We start from the raw sequence: 18,244 nt of genomic DNA on the forward strand, positions 1-18,244 counted from the left end.
ATGCAAAACTCTACGTTCGCTTTTAATCTCTTAACCCGAATCCCGTTTTTAATTTTATGCTGGATATTGGTTGCTCAGCCGCTTTCAGCACAAACAGATCAAAAAACTACCGAGACTGATGCGCAAAGATATCTAGCGCTCATGTTGCTCAACCTCACCGATCCGGACAATATTGGGCCGGAACCTAGCCTGATCCGAACGGCCAATCAATACGGGCTCAATGCAGTTTACATTACCATTCCCTGGGACAAAGTCTATTACAGCTCTCCCACGGAAACTCCGAAATGGGCAAAATATGACGAGCAGATCAAAATAGCGACCGATCTGGGCATGAAAGTCGCGCTGAGGATTCACCTCGGGCGCCATAGTACGCGGATCAAAGGCTTCTGGGAGGTTTCCGACAGCCAGTTCAGTAGTACCAATAAACCATTACTGAGCGGATACCAGGATACATTCTTCGGATTTGACAACCAACCCATTGTTAATAAAGGAATTGCTTTTGTAAAAGAGACGGTCAACCGCTACAAGCATTTACAAACCAGCAATAAACTGTTATATGTATCCGTCACCAACACATCCACCCAGGAAGGCGAATACCCCGGCGGACTCATTGCCGGAGGAAATGAAAGCTCGGCGGTATACGATTATTCCAAATCCATGGAAGTCGGTTTCCGTGCATTTCTAAAAGCACATTATACCAAGATAGAACGCCTGAATTTTCTTTGGGGCACAACCTATAAAACCTTTGAAGAGCCGGGCCCGCCTTCTACTCCATGGGATCCCATCGAATCGTTCAGGCAACGATACGGTAAGGATTGGTACATTTACCGCCATCTGATGTTCAAGAAATACATGGAGCAGATGATCGATGCGGTCAAATCCATTGATCCGGCCATTAAATTCGTATCAGATTATGGCTCAGTGTTCGACAGCCAGTCCGTGAGCCGCGGAACGCTCGCTTATAAAGATCTTAATAAAAAATCCGACGGCATCAAGGTCAACGACAATCTGGCTACTCACGATCACCGTTGGTCTGTAGACATTATCAAAAGTGATGCGCCAGCCAGCTTCATCACAGCTAATGAATTGTTTGTCAGCTCCTTTTTCGACAACACAGCGCATGCAAAGCAGATTAATGAAAACTTTGAGCATGGGGCTAATGTCGTCGCTTGCGTCATTTCTGCCACCGACCAGATGTCGCGTGCTGAACCGTTTTTACGTCAGGCAGCTACCCAGTGGCTTAATCAGCCCATGAAACCGATCGTCTATTCCGATTCCGTTGGCTACCGGCTATCGGCAGCGGTTGAGAAAAAAGGAGCACTTAATGTTGCATACGATGAGTGGGCCAAAAGGGCCTATGCCGATCCCAACCATCCAAAACCTATCCGGGTGCGCTTGATAGAAGATCTGCTCACGCCGGATTACTGGAAGGACGCGTCCAACTATATGCCGTATGTTTTCAGGCCGGTACCGATGCAGATCATTCCAATCAATAAGGATTTTGCTTATAAACTTCCAATCGATACATTTTCTGACGTCGATGGTACGGTTGTCAGAATTGATGTGGGAGTACTTCCCTCGTGGCTCAGGTATGAGGGTGGCCAGCTGCGTGGAAGACCGACCGTACTCGGAGATTACCGCATTCAACTAAAAGGAATTGATGACGAAGGTGGCTCTACCGAAGCATTCTTTACGGTTCGTGTGGATACGCGCGAGAACGCAAATAAGCCGCCTACTGTTGACAGTAATTTCTCTAATCAGACGGTCGCGATCGATAAGCCTTTTTCCTATACTTTGCCAAAAGGTGCTTTTGAAGACATTGACGGTCAAATCACCAAAATAGAAGCGAGCGAACTGCCTTCCTGGCTGAAATTCACCAATGGTGTACTGAGTGGTACACCTGTCAAACTCGGCGAATACAGGATCAGCCTGAAAGCGTACGATGATCTCAATGCATTTGTAGAAACCTATTTCACAATCAAAGTCGTAGAGCCGCAATTCCTGAATGCGCCGCCTTACGCAAGCAGCACATTGCCGGTGAAATATGCGCAGATCAACATGCCGTTTAATTATATTCTGCCCGCCAACATTTTTGGTGATCCGGACGGATATATTTCGTCTATTTCAATTCAAAACCGCCCTTCCTGGCTCAATTTCGCGCTGAATGTTTTCTCGGGAACGCCAACTGAGGAAGGTAGTTACCGGCTGATCGTCAGGGCTTATGACAATGCCGGAGCATATGTGGAAGTTCCGCTGGTCCTTATTGTCGAGATTCCCAAGCTTCGTTTTGAATTGGTTAAAGGTGGTAGTAAAGTTGACCAAAGCGTAATCCGCAAGCTGGATGGCGACGATGTGATACCCTATGATTCATTGCCACCCATGTTGAACATTTACGCTTATGGAAACTTTGAATACGACCGGGTGACATTTGATTTGAATGGACCATATAGGAAGCAATCTTCGACCGCCATATTTCCGTATGCGTTGTATGAGAACGAAAAGGGTTTTGCGCCATACATTGGCCGCTATACCTTAACAGTGACCGCCGCAAAGGAGGATTCGGCGATTGTGACCAACTCCATTCAGTTCAGTATTTCGTACGGAGATATGGTCAACATTACCAAAAATATGGCTGACTGGGCTTTTTATCCAAACCCTGTCGAGAGTGTTCTCAACATCAGACTTCCGGAACAAGAGCAGGGTGATAGCCTGCAATATACGTTGATCACAGCCTCGGGGATACGTATGCCCATTCCAGAAAGTGTGATTACTACTTCCGACAATCTGTCCAATATCGATCTTTTCAAACTTGGAGTGTCGTCGGGGATTTATTTCATACGGGTAGAGAACAACGGATCTTTTCTGCAACAGTTTAGGATTTTCAAAAAATAACCCCTCTCTTTTGATACTTTTTAGAGATTTTTTTAGCCAATAGTATGCTTTCATAATACTATTTATCCTATATATTTGCGTTATAAGAATTAGTATGCGCGCATACCTTTTTAATTAATCCTGACCGTAAAAATGTCCACTATGGCCGTTGAAGAAGCTAATAAAACGTCTATTAAAGGAGGGGAATTTTTGATCAAAGAGACTCCGGCCTCCCAAATTTTCATTCCCGAAGAGTTTACGGAAGAGCAGCGTATGATTGCAGATACCTGCCGTGATTTTCTTGCGAAAGAAATATGGCCTCGCCTGGATGAAATCGACCACGCCAAAGGCCCGGAACTCATATCCCAGCTGATGGACAAAGCCGGCGAACTCGGCTTGCTCGGAACCGTGGTTCCGGAGGAGTATGGTGGTTTTGGAATGAATTTTAATACCTCTATGCTCGTCGCAGAAACTACCGGTGCCGGAAATTCCTTTTCTGTCGCATTGTCTGCACATACCGGGATCGGTACATTGCCTATTCTTTACTATGGCAACGAAGACCAAAAATCACAATACCTACCCAACTTGGCCTCCGGCGAATGGAAAGCTGCATATTGCCTGACTGAGCCAGATTCCGGCTCCGATGCAAACTCTGGCAAGACCAAAGCAAAGCTCACCGAAGACGGCAAACATTATGTCGTTAACGGTCAGAAAATGTGGATCACCAATGGAGGTTTTGCGGATATATTTATTGTTTTTGCCAAAATCGAAGAAAACGGGCAGACCGACAAAAACCTCAGCGCATTCGTCATTGAAAAGTCTTTCGGTGGCATTACGATGAATGAGCCGGAACACAAAATGGGCATCAAAGGCTCCGATACACGTCAGATTTTCTTCAATGATTGCCTGGTACCCGTCGAAAATCTGTTGTCCGAAAGAGGCAATGGGTTCAAGATCGCAGTGAACATTCTGAACATTGGCAGGATCAAACTGGCAGCAGCTGCACTGGGCGGCGCAAAAATGGTTGCCAAACAAGCCATTAACTATTCTAACGAACGCAAGCAATTCGGTACAGCCATTTCCAATTTTGGCGCGATCAAGTACAAGCTGGCCGAAATGGCAGTAGGAATGTTCGCATCGGAATCTGCGGCGTATAGGGTTGGGCAAAATATTGACGATCTCATTGCCGCCCATCAGGCAAAAGGAATGTCGGACGCCGACTCCAAATTGAAAGCATTGGAAGAGCTGGCCATAGAATGTGCCATTATGAAGGTACATAGCTCCGAGGTACTGGATTACGTGGTCGACGAAGGCGTTCAGGTTTATGGCGGAATGGGTTTTTCAGCCGATGCGCCCATGGACCGGGCATACCGCGACAGCCGGATCAACCGGATTTTTGAAGGTACCAACGAGATCAACCGTATGCTGGTGGTTGATATGCTTTTGAAGCGGGCGCTGAAAGGTCAGCTGGATCTCATGGGACCAGCTACGGCGGTCGGCAAAGAGATCCTGTCAATTCCCGATTTTAATGCTGAAGAAGATGACGTTGTGTTTGCTGCCGAGAAAAAGGTGATCAAAAACCTCAAAAAAGCAGCATTGATGATAGCCGGAGCCGCTGTTCAGAAATTTATGATGACGCTTTCCGATGAGCAGGAGATCATTATGAACATCGCCGACATGGTCATTGAAATTTACGTTGCAGAATCCGTCATTCTCCGTGTGGAAAAACGCATTGCGCTGCTGGGTGAAGAAGACAACAGTTTACAAAAAGACTTGGCGGTGGTTTATCTGAACCGGGCCGTGGAGAGGGTAAATAATGCCGGCAGGGCAGCCATTACCAGTTTTGCCGAAAGCGACGAGCTTCGGGTCATGCTGATGGGCCTCAAAAGATTCACGAAAATTGAACCCGTGAACCTAAGAGATGCGCGTCGCCGCATTGCAGATGAGCTCATTGCAAAAAATGATTATGTATTCTGATCATTGAAGATATTTCAGGCGGATAAGCAACGCAACTGAAAACCAAATAGCAATTAACGAAAGCCGGATCTATCACAAGTCCGGCTTTTTTGTGCCCTGTACAACAGGTTTTTTATTCTACTTCAAATTGCGCAATTTTGGGAAACCAAAATCGACAGATTTCACGTTAGGTAAGAAGTTGCATTTGAATTAAAATCGAAAAAAATTACGTTGGATTCTCTACTAGCTACTGAAAAACCACCTTTCATGACTCTGCATTCCGTAGATCTGCGTACCACAGGACAATTTCCTGCCCTATTGCTTGATTATCTCGATCAAAAACCTGCACTGAAAGAGTTTTACAGTACCTATCCGACACTCGAAAATGCCAGAGAGGTTATTCTGAATAAAAAGGATTTTGACCCGGAAAAGCGCAAAACGTTAGTAGATGTCCTGAACCAACAATACCGTGGGCTTCCATACCTGCCCGATTTTTCGATTTTACTGGAAGACAACACATTTACAGTAACAACCGGCCACCAGCTGAATATTTTCACGGGCCCGTTGTATATCATTTACAAGATCGTCACCACGATCAAGCTTGCCCGGGCATTGAAAGATGCTTACCCGGAATACAATTTTGTTCCGGTGTACTGGATGGCTTCAGAAGATCACGATTTTGAAGAAATAGCAACCTTCCATCTGTTTGGACAAACACACAAATGGACCGGCGAACACAAAGGCGCTGTGGGCAGGCTGAATCCAAAAGAACTTGAAAGTATTCTGAAACAGCTTCCCGACAAACCGCTTTTGTTTGCCAAAGCCTATCTGGAAAATGAGACGCTGGCCGATGCTGTTCGATGTTATATGCACGAATTGTTCGGGCAGGAAGGCCTGATTACTATCGATGCTGATCATGCGGATCTCAAACGCCACCTCCTACCGGTTATCAAGCAGGAATTGACCGGATCAGTTTCCGAAAAATTGGTTACTGAAACCACTTCCCGGCTCAATGCCCTCGGCTACCATACGCCGCTCCATGCGAGAGAAATCAACTTGTTTTACCTTGATCATAACCTCAGAGAGCGGATTGTCAAAGAAAACGATTCGTATCAGGTATTGAACACTGAACTATCTTTTTCAGAAAGCGAAATCCTTGATCTGGCAGAAAAACGGCCTGAATTATTCAGTCCGAATGTGATCCTCAGGCCGGTATATGAGGAAATTATATTGCCAAATCTTGCGTATATAGGCGGTCCGTCAGAGGTACCGTACTGGATGCAGCTGAAAGGTGTGTTTGATCATTTTGAAGTACCGTTCCCGATGCTGATGCCAAGGAATTTCGCGTTATATACCAATGGCCATCAATGTAAAAAGGCACAAAAGCTGAAAATTAATTTCCAGGACCTGTTCCTGGATGAAGTAGCCCTGCGCAAAACTTTTATTGAGCGAAATACAGAACATGTACTGGATCTGGCTGACCAAAAAGATGCATTCAATGGTATTTTTGAAGAAATCCTGAAAAAAGCTACGGCTGTCGATCAAACCATGCTGGGCGCTGTGAAAGCGGAGCATACCCGTTTGTTCAATTCATTGAAACATTTGGAAAAACGAATCGTCAGAGCCGAAGAGCGCAACCATGAGTCGGAAATAGACCAGTTGCTGGGGCTTAAAAACAAACTGTTCCCGAACGGAATCGCCCAGGAACGGTATGATAATCTGCTGAATTTCTATACGAATGATCCTGCTTTCATTCAAAAGCTTTTCAACGCATTTGATCCGCTGGATTTCAAATATAATGTCTTGTTGGAGGATTAAAAACCAGATTTAATCTTTCAATCTAACATCACCAAACTTGGAGTTGACCGTTATTTTAGTACCCGAGCCAGCGCCCACTTTGCCTTGGTACTGCTTCATTTTGTAGGATTTGTCATCTTTCCCAGGCTGCATTGAGAAGTTCACATTGCTGGACGGATAACTGAAATTACCATAGCTGACGGTAACATTGAACTGATTAGCATCCGCGGGAAGAATCACGGACGAGTATGCGGCTTGTATATCTACGTTCTCTGCTGAATTCGTCAATTCGTCAATTTTAAAATTGCCCGAGTAGTTTAGCTTAATTTTCCCCGAGCCGCGGATAATGCCAATTTTAGCGCCCGAATAATCGATATCAGCATCCAGATTAATGACATCGCCGATATTCAATTCACCAAATTTGTTACTTAATAGGATCTTCTTGGCCCAATCTAGTTTCAGGTTTGAGTACTGAAATTCCAGCTTGCCACCATCCATCTTACCAATTTTGGCACTCCCGTAACGGACGTCAATGGTGTTATCTGCATTTTCCAGGTTATTGGCCACAAAGCTGCCGTATTTGGAGTCAACGGTAAGCGGCGCGTGGAAGGAAGGAATATCGGTATTACCAAACTTATTATGGACAATGAGGGCATTCTCCTTCGGCATATAAACCGTGTAATCGATCTGAATGAAGTTCTTGTCGCCCTTTTTATTGTTCCAGCCATTATTCCCAAACCGGCCCCGGTCAATGTGCGTGATCAGGGTAATCTGGTTTTTTACACGTTTTTCTTCAATATTAACCGCTCCGAGGTATTCAGAAGCTCTATCATCTGAGGGCGCATTGGCAGTAATGATGATCTCAACCTTAATTTCTTCTTTGCTCCAAAGGTTAATTTTCACCTGGCCAAACTGATTATCGACCATCAGCAGATCATTGTTCTTGACATCAAAGACTTTGACAATATTTCTGCGCTTTTCAACAAGTCCGTTTTGTTCGGGTTCGGGATCTATAGCACTTACTACCTGGGGCAGCACGGCAAGCATGCTAAATAATAGGTGTGCTGTTATTTTCTTTATCGTTATCATTTTTCACTTTGTTAATGCGTTGCAAAATATCCAGTTGTTGGTTGAGCAGATCAACCTGCCATTGTAAATTCTGGACCATGGCTTCCAGCAATGCTTCCTGGTTAGGAGCATTGGACAAGTTGGACCGTAGGTTGCGATAACTTACTTCCAAGCTTTCCAGATCAGCAGAGAAATCTTTGTACAATTCCGGATTGTTCCGGGCTAGTTTGATGATTTCCTCTCTTTTCTGGTCAATTGCAACATTGTACTGGTTGAATTCACGGGCATAGGTAGGAACTTTAAGTGCCACGCGCGGATCACGGGTGATGCCGTATTCATTATTGAGGTAAACTAAAAACCCAATTCCAAGGGCCAGAAATACGACAGCGGCAATCCGCCAGTCAAAATAGGGACTACTCAGCCGCCTGATCTTTTTTCTGGATTTCTCCGGTACTATTGGAATCTCCTTATGCAGCTCACTCTCAATTTGGCTCCACAAAGAATCCTGCGGTAAGAAAGCATCAAGTCCATCCCTATTATCACGCACAAACCGCTCCAGACGATCTTTTTTATCAGAAGAATTTTTCATAGATTCATTAACTTGTCATGTGTAAATAATCTTTCCAAATCAGTAATTATTTAAGTAAAACATTCAAAATCAATTATTTACCTCGTAAGCATCTCCGTCAACTTCCTTTTCGCTCTCATATACTGTGTCCGGGAGGTAGTTTCGCTGATACCCAGTACTTCACCGATTTCCTCATGATCATATCCTTCAAATAAATAAAGGCTTAGAACCACGCGGTAACCATCAGGCAATTTCTGTACCGTGTTACGTACTCTCTCTACTTCAAGCGTTGTGTCGCTCTCATCTAGCCCGAAAGAATCCTCATTCCGGTCGCTATGTTCCAGCGATTCCTGAAACTCATCAATCTCCACCCATTTCACCTTCCTGCTCCTCATATGGTTGATCGCCTTGTTGACCACGATCTGTTTCAGCCAGGCACCAAACGTCGATTGCTGCCTGAACTGGTGCAAATTCGTGAACGCGTCCACAAAGGCCTCCTGCAAAGCGTCCTCTGCCTCACCCAGATGGTTCAATATCCGCATGCAAATGTTGAACATGGCTTTGGAATAATGCTTGTACAACTCGTATTGAGCTTTTCGCTCGCCGAGTTTACAACGCTCCACCAGTTCGACGTGCCGGTCGGGGTAAAATTGTGTTTTCAAGCAGAAGGTTTATATTTTGAACGTTCTGAATTAAAGACAACGGTTCATGCACCATGTTGCATCATTTGAAAAGAATTTTTTCAAAATTTGCAACCTGAACAAAGCCATACCATAGATTGTTCTTAAAAAAACCTATTTTGTCATCTGCAATCTACCGATTAAGTAAATGAAAACGTTTAACATTCCCGATTTTTACAGGAGCCGTATCATTACGCCTATCAAGGAGTTCCGTCGTAAAAATGACAAGCTGAAACGTGATTATGCGCCTACTTTGCTTGACTTCGGACCGGTTCAGTTTTTGATTGCCCGCCACTTTGGTTTCTGTTACGGAGTCGAGAATGCGATCGACATTGCTTATAAGGCCATTTCAGAAAATCCCGACAAACGGATATTTCTGCTCAGCGAAATGATCCACAATCCGGATGTAAACCGCGACCTAGTCGACCGGGGCGTGCGCTTCATTATGGATACAAAAGGAAATCAGCTGATTGCCTGGGAAGAGCTGACCACCGAAGATATTGTCATTGTTCCCGCATTCGGTACTACTGTTGAAAACCAGAATAAGCTGTCTGAACTAGGGATCAACTCCTATGTATACGACACAACCTGCCCTTTTGTGGAGAAAGTATGGAACCGGGCCGCGCAGATCGGCGAAAAGAAATACTCCATTATCGTTCACGGCAAGCCCAATCATGAGGAAACCAGGGCCACATTCTCGCATAGCAAAGAAAATGCCCCGACCATTGTCATTGAAAATATGAAACAGGCCGAAATCCTGGCGGGCTATATGACCGGTTCATTACCGGCCAATCAGTTTTTTCAGGATTTTGAAGGTCAATATTCAGACGGTTTTAACCCTGCGGAAGATTTGCAGCGAATCGGTGTGGTGAACCAGACGACCATGCTGGCTTCTGACACACAAGGCATTTCCGATTTTTTAAAAAATGTCATGATCAGACATTACAAGCTTCGCCCTGAGCAGGTGGAGGATCATTTTGCCAATACCCGCGACACACTTTGCTATGCTACCAATGATAATCAGGATGCTACCTATGCCTTACTGACCCACGAGGCTGATCTGGTGATCGTGGCAGGCGGGTATAACAGTTCCAATACTTCACATTTGGTGGAGCTTTGCGAACAGAAATTCCCTACCTACTTCATTGAATCCGTTAATAAAATTCTGGACAAGCAACTGATCAGGCATTTTAACCTGCATACTAAGGAAGAAACGGTCACAGAAGGCTACATTCCGGATAAAAAACCCGTTCGGATCATGCTTACCTGTGGTGCCTCTTGCCCCGACGCGGTCGTGGAGGGAATCCTGCTTCGGCTGCTATCGTTTTTTGATGAAGCCAAGCCAATTGAAGAAATTATGCTCGCCTTTTAAAAAGCTTCCGGGAAAGTCTGATTTTGCACCGCAGAATCATTATAGCCCTAATATTTGAAGCGATTTGATTTATAAAACTTAAATTAGTCGGATGGTTTTTTATCATAAAAAATCATCCGTTTTTTATATATCAATCTCGAAAATTTTAGCGTTAGCGTGCAAATAAAATCCGGTAAAATTTCCGGTTTTCTTCTCTCTCCCTATGAAAAAGACTTCTGCCGCCTGCATTTTAATTATCTCCTTGTTCTGTCTGTTGCTCAATGCGTGCTCCTCTCTCAATGAGGTCAGGATTGCGGGCACCAATTTCAACAGCGAGATTAGCCAGTCGCAAAACCTGGTATTTACATTTAACAAAGATCTCGTTTCCCAGGGCGACCTTAACAACTGGGATTCAACACAATATGTACAGTTTGAACCAGCTGTGCGAGGCAAATTCAAATGGACAGCTCCCAATGAACTAATCTTTTCACCCATCGCAGGTTTCAGCGCCGCCACTGCGTACAAAGCCAAACTGACTGGATTATTGACCGAAAAAGTTGAAAAGGATAAAAAATATAATGTCTCCGCAGATCCGGTTGATTTCCACACACCTTACCTGCAATTGGTTGAAACCGAAAGCTGGTGGACACTTTCCCAGGAAAGCGGACGGCAGGAAGCCCGGTTAAGATTGATTTTCAACTATCCGGTGAATGGGCAGAATCTGGCAGAAAAGCTGAAAGTTACCTTAGCAGATCAGTCATTGGATTACAAAATATTGCCCTCCGATAATGATCACGCTGTAACTGTTTCATTGACTAACACAGGCAAAGCCGATAACAACCCTATTCCTGTCAACATTACGGTAGATAAGGGTGTGAAAGTACCTAATACTGCTTATACCAGTCAGGAAGTGCTTTCTAAAACCACAAGTCTGCCTTCTCCATTACATCTGGAAATCGTTGATATCAAAACAGGATTCGAAAACAATGCGGGATATGCACGGATCATTACCACTCAGGAACTAAGCAAGGAAAGTGTTGCAAATGGATTTGCCCTTAATCCACTAGCCGACATTCAAACCGAACCGACAGAAAATGGCTTCATTCTTCGAGGTGAATTCAATGAAACCGAAACCTATAATCTACTACTTAATAAAACATTGAAAGGAGTACTCGGACCGGTACTGGAAGAGGAGACTTCACGAGATCTGTTTTTTGGTAAAATGCCTGCGGCGATTTCATTTGCGAACAAAAAAGCACTTTATATGTCCACCAAAAGCGCTAAGAACATTGGCGTGCAAATCGTGAATGTGCCAAAGGTTCAGGTCCGCATTTCTAAATTATATGCCAATAACATCCTGAACTATATCAGAAATAACCGCTGGGGGGATTATGCCTACGTCGGAGATGACTGGCAGGCCACGGGTGCTTTTCAATACAGTGATGATGCAGAAAGCAGTTTCAGCGACGTACTGGTTGACAAAACCGTGGAAACTGAAAATTTGCCCAAAAGCAAAGGAATTTCTGCCCTGAACATTGCATTACCCGACGACAACCAGCGCCGCGGCGTATATCTGGTCACCGTTAATTCAAATGACGAGGGTTACCTCTCCGCCACCAAGCTGGTTTCAATTTCTGACATTGGCCTGATTGCCAAGCAGGGCAAGGATGAAATCTGGATTTTTGCTAATTCAATCAAAACGAATGAACCCGTTTCAGACCTGGAAATAACGCTGGTTAGTTCCAACAATCAGACTGTACACACACTTACGACAGACGGACAAGGCGTGGCACATGTAGAAAAATTGGGCGAAAAAGCGCCCGGATTCAAGATCGCCATGATCACGGCCACCAGTAAGGAGGATTTCAACTATCTGGTTTTGGCGGATACCCAGGTTGAAACCTCCCGTTTTGAAGTTGACGGTCTGCGGGATAACACTTCCGGTTTCCAGGCATTCATTTATGGCCAGCGCGACATTTATCGCCCAGGTGAAACCATGCATTTCAACACGGTCATCAGAACCCAGAACTGGCAAAAGGCAAACGACATTCCCTTGAAGATCAGGGTAGTGACACCCAATGGCAGAGAATACCGGACGTGGCGGAAGACTACCAATGAACAGGGCGCGGTGGCAACAGAAATACCATTGGATGCAGCGGTACTGACGGGTACCTATATGCTGGAAGTGTATAATGCGAATGAAATCCTGCTCGCTTCCCGCGCCGTTAGCGTGGAAGAATTTATGCCCGATCGCATTAAGGTGGATCTGAGTGGGGCTGCTGCCGACTATGTCTCGGGCGGGACCGTGTCCCTCACTGCCACAGCATTGAATTTGTTCGGGCCGCCTGCTACCAACCGTACTTACGAAATGGAGTCGCAACTGAAAAGAAAAGGTTTTACCGCTCCTACATTTCCCGACTTTTCATTCGACATTCCTGCAGAAACTACATTTGAACGCGAAACCCGGCAGGGAGTTACCAACGAACAAGGACAGGCGACGGAGAAATTTGTACTCGCAGCCGGTCTCAAAGACATTGGTTTGCTGGAAGGGAAGATTTATGTGACCGTATTTGATGAAAACGGGCGCCCCGTCAACAGACTGCAACGATTTGATGTTTACACACAACCCACATTTTATGGCATACGCCTCCCGGATTTTTACGTAGGGACTAATGCTCCGCTTCCTGTTGAAATCGTGGGCGTTAATCGCAAGGGAGTTTTGCAAAGTGGTTCTTCTGCGCAGGTGGAAGTGATCAGAATTGAGTACCAGACTGTCGTTGAAAAAAAATACGAGCAACTGAGATATACTTCCAGAAAGAATGAAAAGATAGTGTATTCCAATGCGCTAAACTTGCCCGGAGGAAAAGGTACGTTTCAATACGTTCCAACGGTGTCGGGTGAGTATGAGGTACGGGTGCGACGTCCTGGCGCTGAGCACTATACGCTCTCGCGATTTTACGCTTATGGCTATGGTTACACACAATATTCTTCTTTCGAAGTAAGCAATGAAGGGCGGGTGTTGATGGAAACTGACAAGGATAAATATAAGATCGGAGAAACAGCGAAAATTTTATTCAAAACACCATTTGACGGCAGGCTACTCGTTACGGTCGAAAGGAACAATGTACTGGAACAGCACATTCTGACGACGGAGAAGAAAGCGGCAGAACTGAAACTGAGTATTAAAGAAGAACATTTACCCAATGTATTCGTCACGGCCACATTGATACGGACATTAGACGCCTCGGATATGCCATTGACGGTAGCACACGGATTTACGCCGTTAATGGTAGAAGATCCCGAACGCAAACTAGCCGTAACGATCACCGCAGTTGAGAAATCACGATCGAAAACGAAACAAACGATCAGGATTAAAACCCAGCCCAATGCGCAGATAACATTGGCGGTAGTTGACGAAGGTATTTTACAAATTAAGAATACAAAGACACCGGACATTCACGGTCATTTTTACCAAAAAAGAGCATTGGAAGTGACCAGTCACGATTTATATGCACAATTGTTCCCCGAGCTGAGCATCAGCGGAACATCCAGCTTTGGTGGTGACGGCTACGATCTGGAACGCAGAATTAATCCGCTAAGCAATGGTCGTACCGAGCTAGTTTCGTTTTGGAGCGGCATATTGACTGCGAATGGAAGCGGTGAAGCCTCTTTTGATGTGAACATTCCACAATTCAGCGGCGATCTGAGATTAATGGCCGTGGCTTATAAAGACAATGCATTTGGCTCAGCTACAAAAAATATGAAGGTGGCCGATCCTGTCGTGATCAGCGCGGGATTACCTCGCTTCCTAAGCCCGGGCGATGAACTGGTACTTCCGGTCAACATCAGTAACACCGAAAAAAGACCCGCTAATGCCACCGTTTCCTTACAACTTAGCGGCCCGTTGGCAGCAGGAACGGCGCTAACTCAAAAGATAAACATTGCAGCCGGAAAGGAAACCAGAGCAGTATTTTCGATCCGGGCATTGCAAGCCATTGGGATAGGGAAGATCATTGTGAAGGTCAATGCATTTAATGAAACATTTGTAAACCAGACAGAACTGACCATCCGCCCAGCTTCGCCGTTGTTAAAAACCAGTACCTCAGGCATGATAGCGGGAGAAAAGCAAGGCCTGATCGATCTGACCTCATCATTTATCCCCGCAACAAGCCGCAGTCAGGTAGTACTGAGCAGGTCGCCACTGGTTCAGGGAGGCGGAAAAGCACTTTCGACATTGCTGGGTTATCCTTTTGGCTGTCTGGAACAAACGGTTTCCAAAGCATTTCCTCAAATTTACTTCGCTGAGCTGGCCAAGGCTATGGCTGCGCCGGTGTACATCGTAAAAAATGGTGAAAGTGACTTCAACCCGATGACCAATGTGCAGCAGGCGATCCGCAAAGTCGAATCGCAACAAATTTTTAATGGTGGTATGGGCATGTGGCCTGGCGCGACGCAGGAGGACTGGTGGGCGACTGCCTATGCCGTTCATTTTCTGGAAGAAGCACGCAGGGCAGGATTTGAGACGAATGCAAAAACGATCAGCCGCGCATTGGATTACCTCACTACTCAAACAGGTACCACTGCAACCCGGGAGGTTGTTACCGCGAGCACAAACCCAGCGCCAGGTTTCGATGGCCAGGCTGCCGGAACGCAAATCCGTAAAACAGTTGCCCGTCGCGAGGCGATTTACTCGCTTTATGTGCTCGCTCTCAACGGCCATCCCAACCGGTCTTCCATGAATTATTACAAGCAAAACCCACATTTGCTTACCATTGATTCTAAATATTTGCTGGCAGGAGCATTTCAATTAGCTGGTGACGCCAGAAGTTTTGCTGCATTGCTACCAAAAAAATACACACTTGAAACGGGTCCGCAGTTCTACGACAACAGCTATTCGTCTCCACTGCGCAACCTTTCATTGGTACTCAATACATTATTGGAAACCGACCCCGCTAACTTACAGGTACCGGTTATGGCACGCCAACTGTCCAAAGGCATTCAATCAGCATCTTATCTGAACACCCAGGAAGCATCATTCGCTGTACTTGCTTTGGGAAAACTGGCCAAGAAAACATCCGGATCTACGGTTACGGCCACAGCGACGGTCAATGGAAAATCATTGGCCACATTCACGGGAAAGGAAGTCAAAATTTCGAAAGGAATTGTCAATCAAAAGATAGCTGTCAAAACGCAGGGTAAGGGAGATCTTTACTGGTTTGCTCAGTCGGAAGGGATGTCCGCTACCGGTACTTATGCCGAAGAAGATCAGGGTTTGAGCATCCGCAGACAGTACCTGAACCGCGATGGGACGCCAGTACAGGCATTTCATCAGAATGATTTGGTCGTGGTGAAGCTTACATTGGCTAGTACCAATGGTTTACCCATCGAAAATATTGTGGTAACAGATCTCCTCCCCTCAGGTTTTGAAATAGAAAACCCGCGCGTCACCGAGCCCCGTGACATGCCGTGGATAACCAATGCCGCAATCCCCGAATATTATGCTATCCGTGACGATCGCATTCATTTCTTCACGACAGCCGATAAACAGGAAAAATCATTCTATTACCAGGTACGGATCATTTCCAAAGGAACATTCACAGCCGGCCCAGCCGCTGCGGACGCCATGTACCAGGGCGAATACAGAAGTTACTCGGGAGGTGGAAAAATTACAGTAGAATAAAAATCAGAAGTAGAAAAAGCGCAGGATCAATCCGGCAACAATGGCTCCTGCAATGGGAGCCACCACCGGAATCCAGCCATAACCCCAGTCAGAGCTACCCTTGTTGGGTATAGGTAGGATAGCGTGGGCGATTCTCGGGCCCAGGTCGCGCACCGGATTAATGGCGTAACCAGTGGTTCCGCCCAATGATAAACCAATGCTCCAGACCAGCATGCCTACCAGGTAGGGTGCTACTCCCGAGGGAATTCCGCCTCTTTCGGGATCGGATGTACCCGCATAACCGATTGCTACTACACCGATAATCAGTAAGACGGTAGCGATAAATTCACTGATAAAATTAGGACCAGTTGTTCTCACCGCGGGATCAGTTGCGAAACATGCCAGCTTAGCACCCGGATCTTCCGTTGCCTTCCAATGTGGTAGATATTGCAGCCAGACCAATATTGCACCCAAAAAAGCCCCGATCAACTGAGCGGGAACGTAGCTGGCGATCAGGCTGTAATCCTTACGAAGCACCGCCAGACCAACTGTCACGGCAGGATTAAGATGCGCAGCGGCACTTCCAAATGCATTGGCCACAAATATTCCGATCATGACCGCAAAACCCCAGCCTGCCGTGATGACTATCCAACCGGCACTTTCGCCTTTTGTCTTTTTGAGTACTACATTGGCAACAACGCCATTGCCTAACAAAATAAGGACCATTGTTCCGACTAGTTCGCCGATAAAGGGTGAAGGCTGCATGAGTTTTGTAAAAGTCTGATTGAATGAACGAATATGCGAATAGTTTTATAAAATCTACCCCTAATCCCAAAAAGAATATTTGATGACATTTTTACCATTTTTGGACGCTGAATTCTACTAACTTTGTCTGATAATCAATTTGTGTATTGAAAATCATGTCATTAAATCAACTTACGGCTATCTCTCCCGTTGATGGTCGTTATTACAAACAAGTCTCTGAACTTTCGGCGTATTTCTCTGAATATGCGCTTATCTACTACAGAGTGTACGTTGAAATCGAATATTTCATCGCACTTTGCGAAATTCCACTGCCACAATTATCAGAGTTTGATAAGAAAAAATATGCATCACTGCGCAAGATCTATGAAGATTTCAGCGAGCAGGATGCCCTGCATATAAAGGATATTGAAAAAGTAACCAACCACGATGTTAAGGCGGTTGAATATTTTATCAAAGAACAATTCGAAAAACTGGAAATTGAGAGCTACCAGGAGTTCATTCACTTCGGGCTTACTTCTCAGGACATTAATAATACTGCCATTCCGCTTTCTCTCAAAGATGCGCTGGAACGGCAGATCAAACCATTGTTCCGTCAGGTTCTTTTTGTGTTGAAAAGAATGTCTATCGAATGGAAAAATGTGCCTATGCTGGCTTTCACGCACGGACAGCCGGCTTCACCCACACGCGTAGGAAAGGAATTTCTGGTTTTTGTAGAGCGTTTGGAACGGCAACTGGAAATGCTGGACAAAATCCCGCATTCCGCTAAATTCGGTGGAGCGACCGGTAACTTCAATGCACACCATGTTGCCTACCCGAAACAGGATTGGATGGCTTTCGGGCACCATTTTGTAGAAGGTTTGGGATTAAAAAGAAGTCGTCATACCACGCAAATCGAGCATTACGACAACCTAGCCGCGACTTTTGACTGTTTGAAAAGACTGAACACGATCCTGACCGATCTGAACCGGGATATGTGGACTTACATTTCCATGGGTTATTTCAAACAAAAGATCAAAGCGGGTGAAGTAGGTTCTTCTGCCATGCCGCATAAAGTTAATCCGATCGATTTTGAAAACTCGGAAGGAAACCTGGGGCTGGCTTCTGCATTGTTTGAACATTTTGCTGCAAAACTTCCTATTTCCCGTCTCCAACGCGACCTGACCGATTCCACTGTACTCAGAAACATCGGAGTACCATTGGCGCATTTGGCGATCGCATTGAACTCGCTTTTGAAAGGCCTTGGCAAAGTGGAGCTCAATGGAGAGATCCTGAAAGCTGAATTGGAAGAAAACTGGGCTGTGGTATCGGAAGCGATCCAGACTATCCTGCGCCGCGAAAGCTATCCAAAACCTTATGAGGCGCTGAAAGAATTGACCCGTACTAATGATAAAATAACCCACGATTCCATTTCACGTTTCATTGAAACCCTCGATGTTTCAGAAAAAATACGTGAAGAATTGCGTGAACTTTCTCCCTTTAATTATTTGGGGGTAGTAGAGGAAAATCATTGATATAAGAAAATGAGACTT

10 protein-coding genes are annotated in these 18,244 nt (G+C 45.4%); 6 read left to right on the top strand and 4 right to left on the bottom strand.

The window, feature by feature from the left end; all coding sequences use genetic code 11:
- The 3 genes from ABIO93_RS00595 (at window position 1) to bshC (ending at window position 6,645) form a co-directional block, all read left to right on the top strand.
- Complete coding sequence (locus ABIO93_RS00595) at window positions 1-2,892, top strand: putative Ig domain-containing protein (protein ID WP_348063496.1); 2,892 nt, start codon at window positions 1-3, stop codon at window positions 2,890-2,892.
- Between the two features lie 141 nt (window positions 2,893-3,033).
- On the top strand, window positions 3,034-4,848 hold the full coding sequence (locus ABIO93_RS00600; RefSeq protein ID WP_348063497.1) for an acyl-CoA dehydrogenase family protein: 1,815 nt from the start codon (window positions 3,034-3,036) through the stop codon (window positions 4,846-4,848).
- 246 nt (window positions 4,849-5,094) lie between these two features.
- A complete protein-coding gene (gene bshC / locus ABIO93_RS00605) occupies window positions 5,095-6,645 on the top strand; it encodes a bacillithiol biosynthesis cysteine-adding enzyme BshC (RefSeq protein WP_348063498.1) in 1,551 nt (516 codons plus the stop codon).
- A gap of 9 nt (window positions 6,646-6,654) precedes the next feature.
- On the opposite strand, the gene ABIO93_RS00610 is transcribed toward bshC, so the two are convergent.
- The 3 genes from ABIO93_RS00610 to ABIO93_RS00620 all read right to left on the bottom strand — a co-directional run bounded on the left by ABIO93_RS00610 (window position 6,655) and on the right by ABIO93_RS00620 (window position 8,922).
- Window positions 6,655-7,713, bottom strand: a complete 1,059-nt coding sequence (locus ABIO93_RS00610; RefSeq protein ID WP_348063499.1) for a hypothetical protein — start codon at window positions 7,711-7,713, stop codon at window positions 6,655-6,657.
- Window positions 7,673-8,281 (bottom strand): hypothetical protein, encoded by a 609-nt coding sequence (locus tag ABIO93_RS00615; RefSeq protein WP_348063500.1) that lies wholly within the window; start codon window positions 8,279-8,281, stop codon window positions 7,673-7,675. Before ABIO93_RS00615 ends, ABIO93_RS00610 begins: the two co-directional genes overlap by 41 nt.
- A 77-nt stretch (window positions 8,282-8,358) precedes the next feature.
- The gene (locus ABIO93_RS00620; protein WP_348063501.1) at window positions 8,359-8,922 is read right to left on the bottom strand and encodes a sigma-70 family RNA polymerase sigma factor; all 564 of its coding nucleotides are present in this window, start codon (window positions 8,920-8,922) and stop codon (window positions 8,359-8,361) included.
- 166 nt (window positions 8,923-9,088) lie between these two features.
- On the opposite strand from ABIO93_RS00620, the gene ABIO93_RS00625 reads away from it, so the two are divergent.
- Together ABIO93_RS00625 and ABIO93_RS00630 are read left to right on the top strand one after the other, a co-directional pair.
- Window positions 9,089-10,312, top strand: coding sequence for a 4-hydroxy-3-methylbut-2-enyl diphosphate reductase (locus tag ABIO93_RS00625; protein WP_348063502.1), 1,224 nt, complete (start codon window positions 9,089-9,091; stop codon window positions 10,310-10,312).
- A gap of 202 nt (window positions 10,313-10,514) precedes the next feature.
- On the top strand, window positions 10,515-15,971 hold the full coding sequence (locus ABIO93_RS00630; RefSeq protein WP_348063503.1) for an MG2 domain-containing protein: 5,457 nt from the start codon (window positions 10,515-10,517) through the stop codon (window positions 15,969-15,971).
- Window positions 15,972-15,974: 3 nt separating this feature from the next.
- Here the strand turns inward: ABIO93_RS00630 and ABIO93_RS00635 are convergent, their stop codons facing one another.
- A complete protein-coding gene (locus ABIO93_RS00635) occupies window positions 15,975-16,715 on the bottom strand; it encodes an MIP/aquaporin family protein (RefSeq protein ID WP_348063504.1) in 741 nt (246 codons plus the stop codon).
- Window positions 16,716-16,870: 155 nt separating this feature from the next.
- Here ABIO93_RS00635 and purB point away from each other — a divergent pair, with 155 nt between their 5' ends.
- Window positions 16,871-18,226: an adenylosuccinate lyase gene (purB, locus tag ABIO93_RS00640; protein WP_348063505.1), complete on the top strand. Its 1,356-nt coding sequence runs from the start codon at window positions 16,871-16,873 to the stop codon at window positions 18,224-18,226.
- Window positions 18,227-18,244: the final 18 nt, after the last annotated feature.

This window comes from Dyadobacter sp., from assembly GCF_039919315.1.
Taxonomy (GTDB): domain Bacteria; phylum Bacteroidota; class Bacteroidia; order Cytophagales; family Spirosomataceae; genus Dyadobacter.